This window comes from Allobosea lupini (assembly GCF_900109525.1).
GTDB classification, from domain to species: Bacteria; Pseudomonadota; Alphaproteobacteria; order Rhizobiales; family Beijerinckiaceae; genus Allobosea; species Allobosea lupini.
In genome coordinates this window covers 589,733-608,394 of sequence record NZ_FOAN01000003.1, presented here as the reverse complement: position 1 = coordinate 608,394, position 18,662 = coordinate 589,733, and the positions used below count along the sequence as shown (strand labels likewise).

Sequence of the window (18,662 nt, the reverse complement as noted above, 5' to 3'; positions counted from 1 at the left end):
GTCGGCGCCATGCAATTGCCGTCACCATGACCGGAAATGCGCGCAGCGCTGGCGTTAGCTCGGCGTAACGACATAATCGGACGACGAATCGCAAGGGGTATCGCATGGCGATCCGGATCACCCGCCGCAGGCTGCTCGAAGCCGGCGGTGCCATCGCAGGCGCGGCCACGCTGCCGGTCTCGCTCACGGCGGCGCTGGCGCAGGAGAACGAGGTCCATGGCCTCTCGACCTTCGGCGAGCTGGCACTGCCGCCGGACTTCCCGCATTTCGCCTATGTGAATCCGAAAGCGCCGAAGGGCGGTTCGATCACCATCCAGATCAAGCGTGCCGGCGGCAATCAGAGCTTCGACACCTTCAACACGCTCAACACCTATGTGCTGCAGGGCGACGGCGCGGCCGGCATGGATGCCTGCTTCGACAGCCTGATGGCCGGCTCGGGCGACGAACCCGGCTCGCTCTACGGCCTGATCGCGAGGAGCGTCTCGGTCTCGCAGGACAAGCTGACCTACCGCTTCCGCCTGCGGCCGGAGGCGAAGTTCCATGACGGCTCGCGGGTCACCGCCGGCGACGCCGCCTTCTCGTTCAACCTGTTGAAGAGCAAGGGCCATCCGACCTACCGGCTGATCCTTGGCGAGATGGAATCGGCAGTCGCCGAGAGCGACGACATTCTCGTGGTGAAGCTCTCGGCGAAGCGCAGCCGCGATCTGCATCTCGTCGTCGCCGGCCTGCCGGTCTTCTCGGAGAAATACTGGTCGACCCGCAATTTCGAGGCCTCGACACTGGAGCCGCCGCTCGGCTCGGGCGCCTACAAGGTCGGAAAGTTCGAGCAGGGCCGCTTCATCGAGTTCGACCGCGTGCCGGATTACTGGGCCAAGGATCTGCCGGTGAATGTCGGGCAGAACAATTTCGACCGTGTCCGCTGGGAGTATTTCCGCGACCGGCAGGTCGCCTTCGAAGCCTTCAAGAGCGGGGTGATCACCTTCCAGGAGGAGTTCACCTCGCGGATCTGGGCGACGGGATACGACTTCCCGGCCATCCACGAAGGCAAGGTCAAGAAAGAGGCCCTGCCGAAGACCGAACCGATCGGCTCGCAGGGCTGGATCTACAATCTGCGCCGCGAGAAGTTCGCTGACCCGCGCATCCGCGAGGCACTCGGCCTCGCCTTCGACTTCGAGTGGACCAACAAGAACATCATGTTCTCGTCCTTCTCGCGGGCGACATCCTATTTCGAGAACTCGGATTCGAAGGCGGTCGGCAAGCCCTCGCCGGAAGAGCTCGCGCTGCTCGAGCCGTTCCGCGGCAAGGTCCCGGACGAGGTCTTCGGCGAGCCCTTCCTGCCGCCGGTCTCGGATGGCTCCGGCAGCGACCGCGCCTTGCTGCGCCGGGCCGACGAGATGCTGCGTGCCGCCGGCTGCAAGCGCGACGGCAATGTCATGAAGCTGCCGAACGGCCAGCCCTTCGAGATCGAGTTCCTCGATTCGACCCCCTCGCTGCAACCGCACACCCAGCCCTTCCAGGCCAATCTCAAGCGGCTCGGCATCAACGCGACCTCGCGCATCGTCGATGGCGCCCAGTACCAGCGCCGACTCGACGAGTTCGACTTCGACATGATCAGCCGGGCGATGAGCGGCAGCGCCATCCCGAGCGACACGATGCGCGTGATCTACGGCTCGGAAGCAGCCAGGACGCGCGGCTCGCGTAATGTCGGCGGGATCGCCGATCCGGCGATCGACGCGATGATCGACAAGGTCGGCCAGGCCAAGAGCTATGCCGAGGTGGTGGTCGCCGCCAAATGCCTCGACCGGCTGCTGCGGGCCGGGCGCTACTGGATCCCGATGTGGTGGAATGCCAGCGAGTGGCTGGCCTATTGGGACATGTACGAGCGCCCGCAGACCAAGCCGAAATTCGGTTCCGGCGCGCCGGGCACCTGGTGGTACGATGCGGAAAAGGCCAAGCGGATCGGGAAGGCGTAATTGATTGCAGGGCGAGACGTTTGGACGCCGAAGCGGGTAAGAAGCTGCCATGAAGCCATCGACCGCCCTTGCTCTCAATCGCGACGCGGTGCGCGAGGCGATGAGCCGTTTCCGGGCCAGCAATCCTCGCGTCTTCGGCTCCGTCCTGCACGGCACGGATCGACAAGGCAGCGACCTGGATATCCTGATCGACCCCTTGCCGGGCGCGACGCTGTTCGATATCGGCGGTCTGCAGGTCGCGCTGGAGGAACTTCTCGGCGTCAACGTCGACGTCCTGACCGCCGAAGACCTGCCGCCCAGTTTCCGCAATCACGTACTGGCCGAGGCGCGGCCGGTATGAATCGCCATCAGAGGCTGGCTGACTATTTGCGACATATGTTCGATGCAGCGCGCAAGTCGGGCGTTTATATCGATGGCATGGAGAGGGCCGACTTTCTGGCCGACGAACGCACTCAGCAGGCTGTTGTTCTCAACCTCGTGATCATCGGCGAAGCCGCAACTAAGCTGCTGCAAACCCATGCCGATTTTCTCGACAACTATGCCGATGTGCCGTGGAAAAGCATGAAGGGGATGCGCAACCGGATCGCGCATGGCTACTTCGACATCAATCTAGGCATCGTCTGGGAAACGGCGCGAACCGCTCTGCCTCAACTCGTCGCTCGCTTGCCGGAGATCATTGCAGCCGCCGAGGAGAAGCCATGATCGTCACCAGGCGGCAACCGCACTCGTCCCGTTCCATGTTGCAATTTTCCACCCTTCTCTCCAGCATCTGCCGCTCATGCTGAACTATATCGCCCGGCGTCTGGCGCTGATGGTGCCGACCCTGTTCGGCATCCTGCTGATCTCCTTCGTCATCGTGCAGTTCGCTCCGGGCGGGCCGGTCGAGCGGATCATCTCGCAGCTCAACAATCCCAATAGCGGCGCGGCCGAGCGCGTCGGCGGCGGCTCCGGCGGCGATGCCGGCGCGCAGTCGATGGATTCGGGCTCGGCCTATCGCGGTGCGCAGGGGCTGGATCCCGCCTTCATCAAGGAGCTGGAAAAGCAGTTCGGCTTCGACAAGCCGGCGCATGAGCGCTTCTTCAAGATGCTGAAGGACTATGCCACCTTCGATTTCGGCCGCAGCTATTTCCGCGATGCGCCGGTGCTGCAATTGATCAAGGAGAAGCTGCCGGTCTCGATCACGCTCGGCCTGTGGATGACCCTGCTCTCCTATGCGATCTCGATTCCGCTCGGCATCCGCAAGGCAGTCAAGGACGGCTCGCGCTTCGACACCTGGACGAGCGCCGTCGTCATCGTCGGCTACGCCATACCGGGCTTTCTCTTCGCGATCCTGCTGATCGTGCTCTTTGCCGGTGGCTCGTTCTGGCAGATATTCCCCTTGCGCGGCCTGACCTCGGAGAACTGGGCCCAGCTCAGCCTGATCGGCAAGATCGGCGATTATTTCTGGCACATCGCCCTGCCGGTGCTGGCGATGGCGCTGGGCGCCTTCGCGACCTCGACATTGCTGACCAAGAACTCCTTCCTCGACGAGATCCGGAAGCAGTACGTGCTGACGGCGCGGATGAAGGGCTTGTCGGAGCGCGGCGTGCTCTATGGCCATGTCTTCCGCAACGCCATGCTGATCGTAATCGCAGGCTTTCCCGGGGCCTTCGTGCATGCGCTGTTCGCAGGGTCGCTCTTGATCGAGACGATCTTCTCGCTCGACGGGCTCGGGCTCCTGTCCTTCGAGGCGATCGTCAACCGCGACTATCCGGTCGTCTTCGCCAATCTCTACATCTTCTCGCTGATCGGCCTCATCGTGCACCTGATCACCGATTTGACCTATGCCTGGGTCGACCCGCGCATCGACTTCGAATCGCGGGAGGCGTGAAGTGAGCGATACCCTCCTCGACGCCCCGCCACCGGCCCTGCGCTCCGCCGCGCCTGTCGCTGCCCCCCCGCAGACAAAGCAGGGCTGGCTCAAGCTCTCGCCGATCAACCGACGTCGCCTCGAGAGCTTCAAGGCCAACAAGCGCGGCTGGTGGTCGTTCTGGATCTTCCTGACGCTGTTCGTGCTCTCGCTCTTCGCCGAGTTCATCGCCAACGACCGGCCGCTGATCGTACGCTACAAGGGCGAGACGCTGTTTCCGGTCGCGGTGAACTATCCCGAGGAGAAATTCGGCGGCTTCCTCGCCACCACCGACTACCGCGACCCGACCATCGCCAGAGAAATCGCAGCGAATGGCTGGGCCTTATGGCCGCTGATCCGCTATTCCTACCGCACGCACAACCTCGACCTGCCGGTGCCGGCCCCTGCCCCGCCGACTTGGCTGCTCAAGGACGAGCAGTGCCGCCCGATCGCCGAGCGAACCGGCGGCATGACCTGCCGCGAGCTCGAATGGAACTGGCTCGGCACCGACGACCAGGGCCGTGACGTCGTCGCCCGACTGATCTACGGCTTCCGGATCTCTGTGCTGTTCGGGCTGATCCTGGCCTCGATCTCATCGGTGATCGGCATCGCCGCCGGCGCGATCCAGGGCTATTTCGGCGGCTGGACCGACCTGATCTTCCAGCGCGTCATCGAGATCTGGACTTCGATCCCGGCGCTCTATCTCCTGATCATCGTCGCGGCGATCATCACGCCAAGCTTCTTCGTCCTCCTGGGCATCCTGTTATTGTTTTCATGGGTGGCGCTGGTCGGCGTGGTCCGTGCCGAATTCCTGCGGGCGCGCAACTTCGAATATGTCCGCGCGGCGCGCGCGCTCGGCCTCTCCAACAGTGCGATCATGGTCAAGCATCTCCTGCCCAACGCCATGGTGGCGACGCTGACCTTCCTGCCCTTCATCCTCAACGGCTCGATCACGACGCTGACCTCGCTCGACTTCCTCGGCTTCGGCCTGCCGCCGGGCTCGCCCTCGCTCGGCGAATTGCTGGCGCAGGGAAAGGCGAACCTGCAGGCGCCCTGGCTCGGCCTGTCCGGCTTCGTCGTGATCGCGCTGATGCTATCGCTGCTGATCTTCATCGGCGAAGCCGTCCGCGACGCCTTCGACCCGAGGAAGACCTTCGCGTGAGCACCGTGCTATGATCGCCGCAAGGAGAGAGGCGATGAACAAGATCGTGTGCGAGCACTATCCGGTCGAGAAGCTGCCCGAGGATCTGCGGATTGCGGTCGGCACAGCGACATCTGTGCGCCTAACGATCGAAACCCCCGAGACCTCGACGGATTCGTGCACGCGATCCGCGCTTCGGCGGGCACGCGAGTTGGTCCGTTCAGGGCAGATAAAGCGCGTGACCTCGCAAGAAGCCGTGGACCGCATCCGCAAGCTGCGCGACGAATGGCCCTCATGAGCAATCGTAAGTGACGTCAGTCTATTTGGACGCAAACGACATCATCCGATTTGTGGAAACCGACTACGATCTGTTCGACTCGTTGCTCGATCACACTCGGGACGGTGAGAAGCGACTTTATACGAGCGAGTTCACACTGGCTGAGGTTTTGGTGCTGCCGCTTCGGGAAAACAACACCGAATTGCTGTCTGTCTACGAGACGCTGTTCGGGGTGGACAACGAAATTGACATTACTCCTGTCGACCGTGCGATCCTGCGCCGAAGCGCAGAACTCCGCGCTACGCTCGGCAACAAGGCTCCCGACGCAATTCATATCGCCACTGCGGCGCTTGCCGGGTGCTCGGTTTTCATATCCTCCGATCTGCGCATCCATCTGCCCGACGGCATGAGGCGCATCGACGCCGAGGCCGTTAGAGAGATGAATATCTGGGAATGATCGCCCCCCTCCTCTCCATCCAGGACCTCTCCGTCGCCTTCCGCCAAGGCGGGCAGGAAACGCTCGCGGTCGACAAGGTCTCGTTCGAGATCGCCAAGGGCGAGACGCTTGCGCTGGTCGGCGAGTCCGGCTCGGGCAAGTCGGTCTCGGCGCTGTCGATCCTGAAGCTGCTGAACTATCCGGCGGCGCATCATCCGTCGGGCAAGGTGCTGTTCAACGGCCAGGACCTGATCGCGGCCAACGAAGACGCGATGCGCAAGGTCCGCGGCAACGACATCACCATGGTGTTCCAGGAGCCGATGACCTCGCTCAACCCGCTGCAAACCATCGCACGGCAGATCGGCGAGATCCTCGAACTGCACAAGGGCCTGCGCGGCGAGAAGGCGCGCGCCCGCACGCTCGAACTGCTCACCCTGGTCGGCATCCGTGACGCGGCGAGCCGCCTCGACGCCTATCCGCACCAGCTTTCCGGCGGCCAGCGCCAGCGCGTGATGATCGCGATGGCGCTCGCCAACGAGCCCGATTTGCTGATCGCCGACGAGCCGACCACGGCGCTCGACGTCACCGTGCAGGCGCAGATCCTGACGCTGCTGAAGGAGCTGCAGGCACGGCTCGGCATGGCGATCCTGTTCATCACGCATGATCTCGGCATCGTCAGGCGCATCGCCGACCGGGTCTGCGTGATGCTGAAGGGCAAGATCGTCGAGCAGGGCCCCGTCGCCGAGATCTTCGGCAATCCTCAGCACGCTTATACGCAACGCCTGCTCGCGGCCGAGCCCAAAGGCCGGCCGGAACCGGTGCCGGACGGCGCGCCGACCCTGCTGGAGGCCGGGCCGGTCAAGGTCTGGTTCCCGGTCAAGACCGGGCTGCTGCGCCGGACCACCAGCCATGTGAAGGCGGTCGACGGCATCTCGGTGACGGTGCGCGAGGGCGAGACGCTCGGCATCGTCGGCGAATCCGGTTCAGGCAAGACGACGCTCGGCCTCGCCATCCTCAGGCTGATTTCATCCGAGGGGCCGATCGTCTTCCTCGGCGACCGCATCGACGGGCTGAAGAGCAAGGCTATCAGGCCGAAGCGCCGGGATCTCCAGGTCGTCTTCCAGGACCCGTATGGCTCGCTGTCGCCGCGCATGTCGGTCGCCGACATCGTCGCCGAAGGGCTCACCGTCCAGCAGAAGGGGCTGAGCTATCAGCGCCAGCGCGAGATCGTGGCGCAGGCGCTCGCCGATGTCGGACTCGACCCGGCGACGATGGACCGCTATCCGCACGAATTCTCCGGCGGCCAGCGCCAGCGCATCGCGATCGCCCGCGCCATGGCGCTCGACCCGAAATTCGTCGTTCTGGACGAACCGACCTCGGCGCTCGACATGTCCGTCCAGGCGCAGATCGTCGAGTTGTTGCGCGGGCTGCAGGCCAGGCGCAAGCTCGGCTATCTCTTCATCAGCCACGACCTCAAGGTGGTCAGGGCGCTGTCGCACCGGGTGGTGGTGATGCAGAACGGCAGGATCGTCGAGGAAGGGCCGGCGGAGGAGATCTTCCAGCGCCCCCGCGAGGCCTATACGCAGGCGTTGCTCGCCGCGGCCCTCAATCTTGAGCCTGCGAACAACGCCGCGGTGCGCGACTGATGGCGCGCGCCATCCTGATCGTGCTCGATTCCGTCGGCTGCGGCGGCGCCGAGGATGCGGCGACCTATGGCGACGAGGGTTCCGACACGCTCGGCCATATCGCGCAGGCCTGCGCCCAGGGGCGCGGCGACCGCGAAGGCTTGCGTGAGGGGCCGCTCCACATCCCCAATCTCGCCCGCCTCGGCCTCAGCCATGCCTGCGAGGCTTCGACCGGCAAGCCGCTCGCCGGCGTGGCACGGCCAGCGGCACCGCAAGGCCGGTACGGCTATGGTGTCGAGATCAGCCAGGGCAAGGACACGCCCTCTGGCCACTGGGAGATCGCCGGCTGCCCGGTGCCGTTCAAATGGGGTTATTTCACCGCGCTGGAGAATACCTTCCCGCCGGACCTCGTCGCCGCCATCATCCGCGAGGGCGCCCTGCCCGGGATCCTCGGCAACAAGCATGCCTCGGGCACGGCCGTGATCGACGAGCTCGCCGAGGAACATATCTCGACCGGAAAGCCGATTTGCTACACCTCGGTCGACTCTGTGCTGCAGATCGCGGCGCATGAGGAGCATTTCGGCCTGGAGCGGCTCTATGCGCTCTGCAAGAGGGTTCGTGTCCTGGTCGATCCGCTGCGGATCGGACGCGTCATTGCCCGGCCCTTCATCGGCACGACCGAGACCGGCTTCACCCGAACCGGCAACCGCAAGGACTTCGCGATCCCGCCACCGGACGAAACGATCCTCGACCGGCTCGTGGCCAAGGGCCGGAGCGTGGTCACGGTCGGCAAGATCGGCGACATCTTCGCCCACCGGAACACCGGCGAGGAGATCAAGCCTTTCGGCAACGCCGCCATGTTCGCGGCGGCGCTCGAGGCATTCGAACGTCTGCCGGATGGCGGCTTCTGCTTTGTCAATCTCGTCGATTTCGACACCGAATACGGCCATCGCCGCGACATTCCCGGCTATGCGGCGGCGCTCGAAGCCTTCGATCGCGATCTGCCCGAGCTGGAGGCCCTGCTGCTGCCGGGCGACCTCGCCGTCATCACAGCCGACCATGGCAACGACCCGAGTTGGCCGGGATCCGACCATACGCGCGAGCACGTGCCGATTCTGGCCTTCGGGCCGGATGTGCCGGCCGGTTTGCTCGGCCGCCGCGAGAGCTTCGCCGACATCGCCGCGACGCTCGGAGAGTGGCTGACGCTCGGCGCGATCGGTCCAGGCCGCGCCTGGTAGTCAGAGCTTCCGGTTCATCGCATTTTCTTCACGCGAACCGGAATCCACTTCGCTCGGAAATGCTCTAGGCGGCCGCGACGCGCTCGCAGAACTCGGCCACTTCGCGGCGGATGCGCTGGGCTTGCGTCGCCAGATCGCTGGAGGAGCTTTGCAGGCTGCCGGCAGCAGCATAGGTGCGCTCCGTCACCGTCTCGAAGCTCTGCAGGCTCTGGGCACTGCGACTGATGCCGTCGGAGGAGATCTGCACCTCCTTGGCGATCTCTGCCGTGGCGCGATCCTGTTCGCCGACCGCATAAGCGATCGCGATCGAGACGGTCTCGACCTCGCCGATCGCCGCGACGATCTCGCGGATCGACTTGAGCGAGCGTTGCGAGGCGATCTGGATCGCTTCGATCGAGCGCGCGACCTCGTCGGTTGCGCTCGCGGTCTGGGCCGAGAGCGTCTTCACCTCGCTGGCGACGACGGCAAAGCCCTTGCCCATGGCGCCCGCGCGAGCCGCCTCGATGGTCGCGTTCAGAGCCAGCATGCTGGTCTGCGCCGCGATTCCGCGAATGATCTCGACGACCGCCCCAACGCTTTCGCCGGTGCGCGCCAGCGCCTCGATCTCGGTGCTGGCAGCACGCGCCAACCTTGCCGCCGATTGCGAGCTGTCGGCGGTCTGCGAGACGTTGCGGCCGATCTCAGCGATCGAAGAGGCGAGTTCCTGGCTGGCGGCCGCCGTTTGCTCGATACTGATCGTCATCTCGTTCGAATTGCGCGAAACGGAGGCGATCTGCTGCCGCGCCCGTTCGGACGCGCCAGTGAGGCCGCGGGCATCGACCTGCATCGCCTCGGACGCCTTGTCGAGAATGACCATGGCGCCGTCCATCTCGTCGCGGAACTTCTCGACCATGGCGCGCAGGCTCCGGGCCCGGGTCTCCGCATCATCGGCAAGCGCCCGTTCGCGTTCTCCCGCCAGACGCTCGCGCCCGGCAACCTCCTCGGCGCGGCGCAGGTTCGCCTCGGTCTGCGCGAAGATGCGCGCGGTCATCAACGCGATCACCGCGAGGAAGGCGGTCTCGATGACCACAATCACCGCGTGCAGCACCACCCGCTGCAGATTGCCGCCCTGGTAGAAGACGGCGGCAGGCAGGACGAATTGCAGAACCAGATGATGCGCCGCCGTGAGTGCAGCACCGAGGATGATCGGTCGCCAGTCGCAGAAGCCGGCGAGCAGCGCCAGCACGGCGAAATAATACATATGCATGTCGGGCTGCCAGGGATGCCCGGAGAAGACCGCGACCAGGATCGAAACCTGACCGATCAGGGCAATCGCGATGGCGAATTGCGCGATCAGCGTGGCCCCGGCACTGCGATAGGCGATCAGCGCCGCGAGCGCCAGCATCAACGCGCTGAGCCCAGGTATCAGACCGTCGCCGGCCTGGGCCAGAGACGCCAGTACGAGCAGCGGGACATGGAGGAAGGCAAGGCCAAGGAGGCAGCGCGCAACGAGGTCCCGCAAGCCGGGCAAAGTCAATGTCATGAGCGGCTCGCTTCGGCCTCGGGTGAGATGATGCAGCCGGCTAGGCCGTCGAGGCGCAGCATCAGCAGGGCGCCGACGGGCCTTGCTGTCGTCTCCGGCGCGAGAACGACGACGAAGGGGACAGTCCCCTGCCGCAGGACCCTGGCGCCGGTCGCCAGGCTGCGCGCCACGGCCTCCTCGCCCACGACCCAGGGCGGAAAGACAGCAGCCAGCGGAGCGGGCGGCCCCGCGACGGGCCCGGGCAGGCTCGCGAGGGCCAGGAAACCGGAGCAGAGCGCCAGACCTGCGATCAGGCCGATGTCGCGCCATTGCCGGAGCCTGAAACGGGATGCGGTCGATATCGCGACTGAACTCATCCTCGGCTCGGCTCTCGGCATGGCTAACGTAACGTTGCCCTCAGCAATGTTCCTGATCTGGGTTTCTTAAATTTCTGTTAAGCCTCTGGAGGAGCTTCACAATTCGGCGCCGGCCGAGAGTACAACTTTTACGTTTCGTCAATCGCTCGTCCTTACAACTTATAGTTGTTAAAACGATGAGCAGCACGCCATGCGCCATGATCCTCTTGCGCTCGGAACCGACCAGTCGGCCAGCACGGCGGTCGAGTTCGCCTTCATCGCCCCCATCCTGCTGCTGCTGCTGTTCGGGATCATCGGCTACGGCCACGCTTTCGGCGTCTACCATGGCGTGCAGCAGCTGGCCGCGGAAGCAGCTCGGGCATCCGTCGCCGGCCTCGACGATGCCGAGCGCGAGCGGCTGGCCCGCTCCTTCATCACCCGCAACATCGGCTCCTACGCTTTCCTCGAACCGAGCAAGCTGACCGTCCGGACGACAGCGCTCGGGGCCCCGGCGCCGAGCTTCGAGGTCACGGTCGTCTACGACTACTCGGACAGCGTCTTCAACCGGCTCAGCTCGATGGTCGCACTGCCGATGCCGGTCGTCGAGCGCCGCGCCGTCGTCCAGCGCGGCGGCTACTGACGCGATCCCCGAACCGACCGGACAGGAGGCCCTCATGATCCGCTCGTTCCGGACATTCCTGGCCGACCGCCGCGGCCTCTCGACCATCGTCTTCGCCGGCACCTCCCTGGTCCTGTTCGGGTTCGGTGCAATGGCTGTCGATGTCGGGAGCATCTTCTACCAGAAGCGCCGGCAGCAGACCGCGACCGATCTCGCGGCGCTCGCGGCTGCGGCCGATATCGAGCGTGCCACGAACGCGGCCCGGGCCAGCGCGAGCCGCAACGGCTTTCCGGCCGACGCCGTCGGCACCGTCCAGGCCGGCACCTATACGCCCGATCCGCGCCTGGCGCCGGCAGCACGCTTCCAACAGGGCTCGGGACCCGCGGCCAACGCCGCCCGGGTCGAGATGCGGGCGACCACGCCGTTGATCCTCGGCCGCGTCCTGGCCTCCAGCCTGGGCGGCGAGAGCGGAGAGGTCGCCATCGTGACGCAGGCCATCGCCGCGCAGGATGCGCAGGCAGCCTTCGCCATCGGCTCTCGGCTGGCCCGCGTCGAGGGCGGCGCCCTCAACGGCCTGCTCGGCGGCCTGCTCGGAACCAGCCTGTCGCTGTCGGTCATGGACTATGAGGGGCTGGCCCGAGCGCGGATCGACCTGTTCAGCTTCGCGCGCCGGCTGGCGACGCGTGCCTCGATCTCCGCCTTGACCTTCGAGGAGGTCCTGCGCGCCAATGTCCGCATCGGCGACATCGTTCTGGCAGCCCAGGATGCGGCTCGCGACCAGGGAGCCGGCAGCGACGCGATTGCGGCGCTGGGGCGCCTTTCCAGCGCCCTCGGCAGCTCGGGCCAGCGCATCAACCTGCAGAGCCTCGTCTCGTTCGGCGTCTACGGCGGCCGGCAGCTCAGTGAAGAGGTCCCGCTCAAGGCCTCGCTGGCGGCGCTCGACCTGATCTCGGCAGCGGCCCAGATTGCCAATGGCTCACGCCAGCTCGACCTCGGTCTCGCGGTCAACGTGCCCGGCCTCGCCGCGGTCTCGCTCAAGCTGGCCATCGGCGAACGGCCGGTTGGGACCAGCCTCGTCCGGGTCGGCCGTGCCGGAGCAAGCGTTCACACCGCCCAGACACGCCTGCTGCTCACGCTCACCCTGGTCGGCAGCGGCCAGGCCTCGCTGGTGAGACTGCCGCTGTATCTGGAGCTCGCTTCCGCGACGGCCCGGCTGACCGCGATCTCCTGCGGCGCCGGCGACGTCACCAGTTCGCGGGTGACGCTCGGCGTGACGCCGGCCGTCGTGGATGCCTGGATCGGGCAGGTCTCCAACGCCGAATTCGGCAATTTCAGCACACGGCCAAATCCACCGGCTGCCACTGTGCTCGACCTGCTCGGTCTCGCCAAGGTGAAGGCTCGGGCGCATGTCACGATCAGCAACACCAGCGAGACCGCCGTCAGCTTCAGTTATGCCGAGATCCAGCGAGCCGACAAGAAGACGACCTCGACGCAGAACTTCGTCGCAAGCCTGCTGTCGCGGCTGGTCGGGGATCTCGACCTGCGCGTCGAGCTGCTGGGGCTGGGTCTGCCCATACCCGGGCTCGACGGGGCCGTCACCGGCGTCATCGCCGGCGCGGCAGCCCCGCTCGACCAGGTGCTGACGAGCCTGCTCAGCACGCTCGGCATCGGCCTCGGTCAGGCCGACAGCTGGGTCAGCGGCGTGCGCTGCGGCGGCGCGGTCCTGATCCAGTAGGGATTCAGGACCGCAGCCGCACCTTGATCCGCTGCATCAGCCCGTCGCGAACGGCGCGATAGGCGTCGAGCACCTGTTCGCGGGAACCCTGGACGATGGTCGGGTCCGGGGTCGGCCAGTACTCGACCTCGGCGGCGAGGGTGCGGGTGAGCTCCAGCGCCTTGTGGTGCGCCTCGGGCGAGAGCGAGACGATCAGGTCGAAATTGAGCCCCTCCCATTCCTCCAGCTCCTCGACTGTCTTGGGCTTGTGCTTGCGCGCATCGATGCCGATCTCGTCGAGGGCCTCCAGCGCGAAGGCATCGACATCGCCTTTACGGGCCCCAGCCGACTGGACATAGACCGACTTGCCGAAGAAGTGCTTGGCCATGGCCTCGGCCATGGGCGAGCGCACCGCGTTGTAGGCGCACATGAACAGGACGCTCTGGAGCTTGCGCGATACGGGCGGCTCCAAGCGTTCAGCCCTTCCAGTGCAATGCGTAGATCAAGGTGAACAAGCGCCGGGCCGTCTCGTTGTCGATCTCGACCTTGTTCGCCAGCCGCTCGACCAACAGAACCGCCGCCTCGTCGTGCAATCCGCGGCGCCCCATGTCGATCGCCTCGATCTGCGAGGGCGTCGCGGTGCGGATGGCGGCGTAATAGCTGTCGCAGACCATCTCGTAGTCTTTGATGATGCGCTTGAGCGGAGTCAGTGAGAGGTGGTGGGTGACGATCGGGGCGCCGTCCGCGCTCTTCACCTCGAAGGCAAGCCGGCGCTCCACCAGGGCGAGATGGACGGCATAGGGGCCGCCGTCGAAATCGGGAAGGGCGAAGTGGTTGCGTTCGATCAGGTCGTAGATCGCAACGGCCCGCTCATGCTCCTGGTCGGCGCTGCCGCGGCCGAGCGAGGCCTCGTCGAGCGTGACGGCGACCAAGTGGTTGCGTTCCGACATGTGCCCTCCGCCAGCTCCGTGCAGGCGCAGAATCGCCAGCCTGCCGTCAGCCGTTGAGTCGGATCGTCACGGAACGCGCGTGAGCCTGCAAGCCCTCGGCTTCAGCGAGTTCCGTCGCGGCGCCGGCAAGCGCCCGCAACGACTCGGGATCGCATTTCAGCAGCGAGGTGCGCTTCATGAAATCGAGGACGCCGAGCCCGGAGGAGAAGCGGGCCGAGCGCGCTGTCGGCAGGACATGGTTCGAGCCGCCGACATAGTCGCCAATCGCCTCGGGCGTGTGCCCGCCGAGGAAGATCGCGCCGGCGTTCTGGATACGCCCCGCCAGCCCTTCGGCATCGTCGGCGATGATCTCGAGATGCTCCGGCGCCAACCGGTCGACCAGAGGGATCGCGCTGGCGAGCGTCTCGACCAGGATGACCGCGCCGAAGTCGCGCCAGCTTGCGCCCGCGATCTCGGCGCGTGGCAGGGTGCGGAGCTGGCCTTCGACCGCGCGCTCGACCGCGTCCGCCAGCGCTGCGTCGTCGGTGATCAGGATCGACTGGGCGGCGGTGTCGTGCTCGGCCTGGGCGAGCAAATCGGCGGCGATCCAGTCGGGATTGGCGTTGGCATCGGCCAGGACCAGGACCTCGGAGGGGCCGGCGATCATGTCGATGCCGACCGTGCCGAAGACACGGCGCTTGGCGGCGGCGACATAGGCGTTGCCGGGGCCGACGATCTTGGCGACGGGCGCGATCGTCGCGGTGCCATAGGCGAGCCCGGCCACGGCCTGCGCCCCGCCGATCCTGTAGATCTCGTCGATGCCGGCGAGCTTCGCCGCGGCGAGCACCAGCGGATTGCCTTCGCCACGCGGAGTCGGGGCGACCATGACGAGGCGCTTCACACCGGCGACCTTGGCCGGCACAGCGTTCATGAGCACGGAAGACGGATAGCTCGCCGTGCCGCCCGGTACGTAAAGGCCGACCGCCTCGACCGCGCTCCAGCGCCAGCCGCTCTCGACGCCGAGCGCATCGCGCGACCAGGAATCGGCCGGCTTCTGGCGCAGGTGATAGGCCTCGATCCGGGCGCGGGCCGTTTCGAGCGCGGCGAGCTGCTCGCGCGTGCAAGCGGCGAAGGCCGCCTCGATCTCGCCTTGCGTGACGCGCAGGGTCTGCGGCGTCAGAGAGAGCTTGTCGAAGCGCTCGGTGTAGTCGATCAGCGCCGCATCGCCACGGGCGCGGACATCGGCGATGATCGCGGCCGCGACCTGGTCGACATCCTCGGAAACCTCGCGCTTCATCGCGAGCAGGGCAGAGAACTCCCGCTCGAAACCGGCATTGCGTGCGTCAAGCCTGATCGGCATGGTGCTGTCCTGACCGCAGGTGTGATTCAGCCGGCGTCCGGGTGGGCCGGCGTCGCGACGGCTTCCCAGATCGGACCGAGATCCTTCATCTGCGCCTCGATGCACTCGACATCGAGGCGGATGGCGGCGCCGTCGGCGAAATGCAGGGTAACCTCCCCGGCAGGGCCGTCGGTCTCGGCGAAGGTGACGGCAAGCAGACTGAGCACCACATCGCCGGCCGCGACCTTGCTGCTGCGCGCGGCCGTCACGCGTTCGAAATGGAGAGCGGCGAGCCGCCGGCGCTTTTGCCCTTGCGCCGCGCCTTCCCAGTCGAAACGGCGCAGCGCCAGGGCAAAACGCTTCTCGGCGGGCCGATAGGCAATGTCGCCGCGCTTCAGCACCGCGTCCTGCAGATGCGCCGAGATCACCGAGAGATCCTCGGCGTCCAGGGCGATCAGTTTCAGCGGCTCGGCGGCGGGATCGGACATGGATCCTATCTGGCGGGGGCCGTGCCTTGCGTCAACCGCTGATGCGCTCGACCTGGGCGCCGCAGCGGCCGAGCTTGGCTTCGAGTGCCTCGAAACCGCGGTCGAGATGGTACACGCGGTTGATCATCGTCTCGCCCTCGGCGACGAGGCCACCGATGACGAGCGAGACCGAGGCGCGCAGATCGGTCGCCATCACCGGGGCACCGGTGAGCTTCTCGACGCCGTCGACATAGGCCGCATCGCCGTCGAGCCGGATCCTGGCGCCGAGACGGGCGAGCTCCTGCACGTGCATGAAGCGGTTCTCGAAGATGGTCTCGCGGATGCGCGATGTGCCCTTGGCCTTGGTCATCAGCGCCATGAGCTGGGCCTGGAGGTCGGTCGGGAAGCCCGGGAACGGATCGGTGGTGACGTCGACCGGCTCCAGCGCGGCGCCGTTGCGGCGGACGCGGATGCCCTCATTGGTCTCGGAAACCTCGACGCCGGCCTGGCTGATCACGTCCAGCGCCGCCTGCAGCAGATCGGCGCGCGCGCCTTCGAGCAGAACGTCGCCGCCGGCCATAGCCACCGCCATGGCATAGGTGCCGGTCTCGATCCGGTCCGGCAGCACGGCATGATGCGCGCCGCCGAGGCGCGAGACACCGCGGATGGTGATGGTGGAAGTGCCGGCGCCCTCGATCTTGGCGCCCATCTTCTCGAGGCAGATGGCGAGATCGACCACCTCGGGCTCACGCGCCGCGTTCTCGATCACCGTGGTGCCATCGGCGAGGACAGCGGCCATCAGCGCGGTATGGGTGCCGCCGACCGTGACCTTCGGGAAGACGATCTCGGCGCCCTTCAGCCCCTTCGGTGCGCGCGCCAGAGCATAGCCGCCCTCGATGGCGATGGTGGCGCCGAGGCGCTCCAGCGCCATCAGCAGGAGATCGACGGGGCGCGTGCCGATGGCACAGCCGCCGGGCAGCGAGACCTTGGCCTCGCCCATGCGGGCCAGGATCGGCGCGATCACCCAGAAGCTCGCCCGCATGGTCGACACCAGCTCGTAGGGCGCGCAGGTGTCGACGATCTGGCGCGCGGTCAGCGCGACGGTCTGGCCGGTTTCGGCGCTCTGGCCGATGCGCTTGCCGGCGACCGAGCGGTCGACGCCGTGGTTGGAAAGGATGCGCGAGAGCGCACTGACGTCGGAGAGACGCGGGACATTGGTCAGCGTCAGCGTCTCGTCGGTAAGGAGGCTCGCGATCATCAGCGGCAAGGCCGCGTTCTTCGCGCCCGAGATCGGGATCACGCCATTGAGGCGCTGGCCGCCGGTGATGCGGATACGGTCCATCGGGCTCGTCCTGCAGGACGGCCGGCGGAGGCGCCGGCCGGAAAGAATGGGGATCAGGACCGGGGAGGTTCGGCCTGGGCGGGCGGTGGCGTGTCCTCGGCCGCCGTATCCGAGGCACGCCGGGCCCTTGCCTGCGCCTTGCGGCGCTTCAGGTTTTCGCGGAGGGCGGCGGCGAGGCGCGCCCTTCTCTCATCCTCGGCTTCGGTCTGGCGGCTCAAGGCGTCAGCTCGTCGGAATGCCCGCAACCTTGCGGCGGCGGACGTTGGTTCATGGTTAGCCGCTGAACCCGCCCCGGACAAGACCAGCGCGGCGGCACAACATTCCTTGCACGGTCGATTGCGGCACAACTGCGGCGTCGCCGGTCTCCGGATGAAACAGCCCTGCTCCAAGCCCGCCTGCAGCCGCATCGGCCCACCCGATCGGAAAGCTGCGCCGCTCCGGCCGAGAGAGGCCGCAAGGCCCTGCCGCGATTGGTAAAATTTTTATTATCTCGGCAACCCTGACCGACGGGTGTTATGCTGGCACGCCCATTGCGTGCATCGACGACAGCGATAGCGGCGACGGCAGAACAACCGATGGATGTGCTTCCAGACCGTGAGCCGACTTTGGCATTAGCGAACAAAGCCTAACGAAATTAACCATTTCCGGCAGTTTGCGTTTACAGATTATTAACTTTCTCTACCCTCGGCGGCGTCGAGGGGTGCGGGACTAGGCGGAGACGACACGATGTTTCAGAGCTATGCACCGACGGTGGGCGGCCAGGCTGCTGCCGAGATCGCCGATGGAGAGGTGATCGAGACGATCCGCCGTCACGCCGGATTCCTGCCGGAGGTCCAGCTCGCCTATGAGCAGGAGCTGCGCCTGCTCTGGGTCACGATCAAGCCGGAGCTGAAGCCGGTCTTCACGCTGCAGCTGCTCGAAAGCCTCGGCAAGGTGCAGCAGGCGATCATCGACCTCTGGGGCACGCCCGAGCAGTATCATAGCGCGCCGGTGCGCTTCCTCGCCTTCCGCGGTACCGGGCCGTTCTTCACCCTCGGCGGCGATCTCGACTTCTATCTCGACTGCCTCGCCAAGAACGACCGCCCGGCGCTTGCGGAATATGCCCGGCTCTCGGTCGAAGGCGCGCTGCGCAATGCCAGCGGCCTCAACGGCATGGCCGTGACCCTGTCGACGATCCATGCCAAGGCGATCGGCGGCGGCATCGACGCACCGCGCTCATGCAACGTCATGATCGCCGAGGAGCAGGCCTCGTTCGTCTACCCCGAGATCAAGTTCAACCATTTCCCGATCACCGCCGTCGGCGTGCTGTCGCGCCGGATGGGCGCGCGCGCCGCCGAGCACATGCTGCAATCGGGCGAGGAGATGAGCGCGGCCGAGTTCCTGGCGGCGGGCGGGCTGGAGGCGGTGGTGCCGATCGGCACGGGCGAGGACTGGATCCGCAAATACGCCTCCGACTCGCTGCCGATCCACGCAGCCCGCACCGCGCTGTTCTCGGCCTTCAATCGCCGTGCCGGCAATCTGCGCGAAGAGCTCGAATATCTCGGCCAGCTCTGGACCGACTGCATGCTGCGCCTGCACCCGAGCGCGATCTCCAAGCTGCAGCGTATCGCCCAGACGCAGGACCGCATGCTGGCCCGCGTCTACCAGCGCGGCCCGGAGGAGGCACTCGCCAACGTCGGCGCCGCCTGAGCGGACAGCGGAAAGCCCCGGTGCGGTCGGCGTTCGCGCCGATCGCGCGACTCCGCCGCGTAACCCTCATGAAACTTTTACCTTTCCCTCTTAAAGCCGTTAGATGATGCGGCGAAGGAAGGGGTCGT

General features: G+C 66.3%; 19 protein-coding genes. 12 read left to right on the top strand and 7 right to left on the bottom strand.

Annotated features, from left to right (window positions below; genetic code table 11):
- The first annotated feature begins 104 nt into the window (after positions 1–104).
- The 9 genes from BMZ21_RS12225 (at position 105) to BMZ21_RS12185 (ending at position 8,578) form a co-directional block, all read left to right on the top strand.
- Positions 105–1,973 carry an extracellular solute-binding protein gene (locus BMZ21_RS12225; RefSeq protein ID WP_091834007.1) on the top strand — a complete coding sequence of 623 codons (1,869 nt, stop codon included), beginning with the start codon at positions 105–107 and terminating at the stop codon, positions 1,971–1,973.
- Between the two features lie 49 nt (positions 1,974–2,022).
- A complete protein-coding gene (locus BMZ21_RS12220) occupies positions 2,023–2,313 on the top strand; it encodes a nucleotidyltransferase family protein (RefSeq protein WP_091834004.1) in 291 nt (96 codons plus the stop codon).
- Positions 2,310–2,675, top strand: coding sequence for a HepT-like ribonuclease domain-containing protein (locus tag BMZ21_RS12215; RefSeq protein WP_091834001.1), 366 nt, complete (start codon positions 2,310–2,312; stop codon positions 2,673–2,675). Before BMZ21_RS12220 ends, BMZ21_RS12215 begins: the two co-directional genes overlap by 4 nt.
- 76 nt (positions 2,676–2,751) lie before the next feature.
- Entirely contained in the window at positions 2,752–3,843 is a 1,092-nt protein-coding gene (locus BMZ21_RS12210) for a microcin C ABC transporter permease YejB (protein ID WP_091833998.1), read from the top strand.
- Between the two features lies 1 nt (position 3,844).
- Positions 3,845–5,023, top strand: a complete 1,179-nt coding sequence (locus BMZ21_RS12205) for an ABC transporter permease (protein WP_425285433.1) — start codon at positions 3,845–3,847, stop codon at positions 5,021–5,023.
- A gap of 34 nt (positions 5,024–5,057) precedes the next feature.
- Positions 5,058–5,300: a hypothetical protein gene (locus tag BMZ21_RS12200; RefSeq protein ID WP_091833992.1), complete on the top strand. Its 243-nt coding sequence runs from the start codon at positions 5,058–5,060 to the stop codon at positions 5,298–5,300.
- Between the two features lie 10 nt (positions 5,301–5,310).
- Complete coding sequence (locus BMZ21_RS12195; RefSeq protein ID WP_091833989.1) at positions 5,311–5,736, top strand: type II toxin-antitoxin system VapC family toxin; 426 nt, start codon at positions 5,311–5,313, stop codon at positions 5,734–5,736.
- Positions 5,733–7,361 carry an ABC transporter ATP-binding protein gene (locus BMZ21_RS12190; protein ID WP_091833986.1) on the top strand — a complete coding sequence of 543 codons (1,629 nt, stop codon included), beginning with the start codon at positions 5,733–5,735 and terminating at the stop codon, positions 7,359–7,361. Before BMZ21_RS12195 ends, BMZ21_RS12190 begins: the two co-directional genes overlap by 4 nt.
- The gene (locus tag BMZ21_RS12185; RefSeq protein ID WP_091833983.1) at positions 7,361–8,578 is read left to right on the top strand and encodes a phosphopentomutase; all 1,218 of its coding nucleotides are present in this window, start codon (positions 7,361–7,363) and stop codon (positions 8,576–8,578) included. The genes BMZ21_RS12190 and BMZ21_RS12185 overlap by 1 nt, the downstream gene beginning before the upstream one ends.
- Positions 8,579–8,642: 64 nt before the next feature.
- Here the strand turns inward: BMZ21_RS12185 and BMZ21_RS12180 are convergent, their stop codons facing one another.
- Complete coding sequence (locus BMZ21_RS12180) at positions 8,643–10,100, bottom strand: methyl-accepting chemotaxis protein (RefSeq protein ID WP_167561616.1); 1,458 nt, start codon at positions 10,098–10,100, stop codon at positions 8,643–8,645.
- Positions 10,097–10,456, bottom strand: coding sequence for a hypothetical protein (locus BMZ21_RS30355; protein ID WP_100961151.1), 360 nt, complete (start codon positions 10,454–10,456; stop codon positions 10,097–10,099). The genes BMZ21_RS12180 and BMZ21_RS30355 overlap by 4 nt, the downstream gene beginning before the upstream one ends.
- A gap of 190 nt (positions 10,457–10,646) precedes the next feature.
- Here BMZ21_RS30355 and BMZ21_RS12175 point away from each other — a divergent pair, with 190 nt between their 5' ends.
- Positions 10,647–11,075 (top strand): TadE/TadG family type IV pilus assembly protein, encoded by a 429-nt coding sequence (locus tag BMZ21_RS12175; RefSeq protein WP_091833977.1) that lies wholly within the window; start codon positions 10,647–10,649, stop codon positions 11,073–11,075.
- Between the two features lie 34 nt (positions 11,076–11,109).
- Positions 11,110–12,789, top strand: a complete 1,680-nt coding sequence (locus tag BMZ21_RS12170) for a pilus assembly protein TadG-related protein (protein ID WP_091833974.1) — start codon at positions 11,110–11,112, stop codon at positions 12,787–12,789.
- A gap of 4 nt (positions 12,790–12,793) precedes the next feature.
- Here the strand turns inward: BMZ21_RS12170 and BMZ21_RS12165 are convergent, their stop codons facing one another.
- From BMZ21_RS12165 to murA, 5 genes are read right to left on the bottom strand one after another with little or no spacing between them, the layout of a single operon-like run.
- Entirely contained in the window at positions 12,794–13,198 is a 405-nt protein-coding gene (locus BMZ21_RS12165; RefSeq protein ID WP_091834402.1) for an arsenate reductase/protein-tyrosine-phosphatase family protein, read from the bottom strand.
- Positions 13,199–13,244: 46 nt separating this feature from the next.
- Positions 13,245–13,718, bottom strand: a complete 474-nt coding sequence (locus tag BMZ21_RS12160; RefSeq protein WP_091833972.1) for a UPF0262 family protein — start codon at positions 13,716–13,718, stop codon at positions 13,245–13,247.
- Between the two features lie 46 nt (positions 13,719–13,764).
- The gene (hisD, locus tag BMZ21_RS12155; RefSeq protein WP_091833969.1) at positions 13,765–15,057 is read right to left on the bottom strand and encodes a histidinol dehydrogenase; all 1,293 of its coding nucleotides are present in this window, start codon (positions 15,055–15,057) and stop codon (positions 13,765–13,767) included.
- A gap of 26 nt (positions 15,058–15,083) precedes the next feature.
- Positions 15,084–15,524, bottom strand: a complete 441-nt coding sequence (locus tag BMZ21_RS12150) for a DUF2948 family protein (RefSeq protein ID WP_091833966.1) — start codon at positions 15,522–15,524, stop codon at positions 15,084–15,086.
- Between the two features lie 31 nt (positions 15,525–15,555).
- Positions 15,556–16,845, bottom strand: coding sequence for a UDP-N-acetylglucosamine 1-carboxyvinyltransferase (murA, locus tag BMZ21_RS12145; protein WP_091833963.1), 1,290 nt, complete (start codon positions 16,843–16,845; stop codon positions 15,556–15,558).
- 726 nt (positions 16,846–17,571) lie between these two features.
- Here murA and BMZ21_RS12140 point away from each other — a divergent pair.
- Positions 17,572–18,534, top strand: coding sequence for an enoyl-CoA hydratase-related protein (locus tag BMZ21_RS12140; RefSeq protein ID WP_091833960.1), 963 nt, complete (start codon positions 17,572–17,574; stop codon positions 18,532–18,534).
- Positions 18,535–18,662 lie beyond the last annotated feature (128 nt).

What these genes read in the sequence shown, in the direction of transcription:
- BMZ21_RS30355 (WP_100961151.1), bottom strand. Translation starts at nt 10,456, where the DNA reads ATGAGTTCAGTCGCGATATCGACCGCATCCCGTTTCAGGCTCCGGCAA.
- BMZ21_RS12140 (WP_091833960.1), top strand. Translation starts at nt 17,572, where the DNA reads ATGTTTCAGAGCTATGCACCGACGGTGGGCGGCCAGGCTGCTGCCGAG.
- BMZ21_RS12180 (WP_167561616.1), bottom strand. Translation starts at nt 10,100, where the DNA reads ATGACATTGACTTTGCCCGGCTTGCGGGACCTCGTTGCGCGCTGCCTC.
- murA (WP_091833963.1), bottom strand. Translation starts at nt 16,845, where the DNA reads ATGGACCGTATCCGCATCACCGGCGGCCAGCGCCTCAATGGCGTGATC.
- BMZ21_RS12150 (WP_091833966.1), bottom strand. Translation starts at nt 15,524, where the DNA reads ATGTCCGATCCCGCCGCCGAGCCGCTGAAACTGATCGCCCTGGACGCC.
- BMZ21_RS12200 (WP_091833992.1), top strand. Translation starts at nt 5,058, where the DNA reads ATGAACAAGATCGTGTGCGAGCACTATCCGGTCGAGAAGCTGCCCGAG.
- BMZ21_RS12210 (WP_091833998.1), top strand. Translation starts at nt 2,752, where the DNA reads ATGCTGAACTATATCGCCCGGCGTCTGGCGCTGATGGTGCCGACCCTG.
- BMZ21_RS12175 (WP_091833977.1), top strand. Translation starts at nt 10,647, where the DNA reads ATGCGCCATGATCCTCTTGCGCTCGGAACCGACCAGTCGGCCAGCACG.
- BMZ21_RS12165 (WP_091834402.1), bottom strand. Translation starts at nt 13,198, where the DNA reads ATGTGCGCCTACAACGCGGTGCGCTCGCCCATGGCCGAGGCCATGGCC.
- BMZ21_RS12215 (WP_091834001.1), top strand. Translation starts at nt 2,310, where the DNA reads ATGAATCGCCATCAGAGGCTGGCTGACTATTTGCGACATATGTTCGAT.
- BMZ21_RS12225 (WP_091834007.1), top strand. Translation starts at nt 105, where the DNA reads ATGGCGATCCGGATCACCCGCCGCAGGCTGCTCGAAGCCGGCGGTGCC.
- BMZ21_RS12185 (WP_091833983.1), top strand. Translation starts at nt 7,361, where the DNA reads ATGGCGCGCGCCATCCTGATCGTGCTCGATTCCGTCGGCTGCGGCGGC.
- BMZ21_RS12170 (WP_091833974.1), top strand. Translation starts at nt 11,110, where the DNA reads ATGATCCGCTCGTTCCGGACATTCCTGGCCGACCGCCGCGGCCTCTCG.
- BMZ21_RS12190 (WP_091833986.1), top strand. Translation starts at nt 5,733, where the DNA reads ATGATCGCCCCCCTCCTCTCCATCCAGGACCTCTCCGTCGCCTTCCGC.
- hisD (WP_091833969.1), bottom strand. Translation starts at nt 15,057, where the DNA reads ATGCCGATCAGGCTTGACGCACGCAATGCCGGTTTCGAGCGGGAGTTC.
- BMZ21_RS12160 (WP_091833972.1), bottom strand. Translation starts at nt 13,718, where the DNA reads ATGTCGGAACGCAACCACTTGGTCGCCGTCACGCTCGACGAGGCCTCG.
- BMZ21_RS12220 (WP_091834004.1), top strand. Translation starts at nt 2,023, where the DNA reads ATGAAGCCATCGACCGCCCTTGCTCTCAATCGCGACGCGGTGCGCGAG.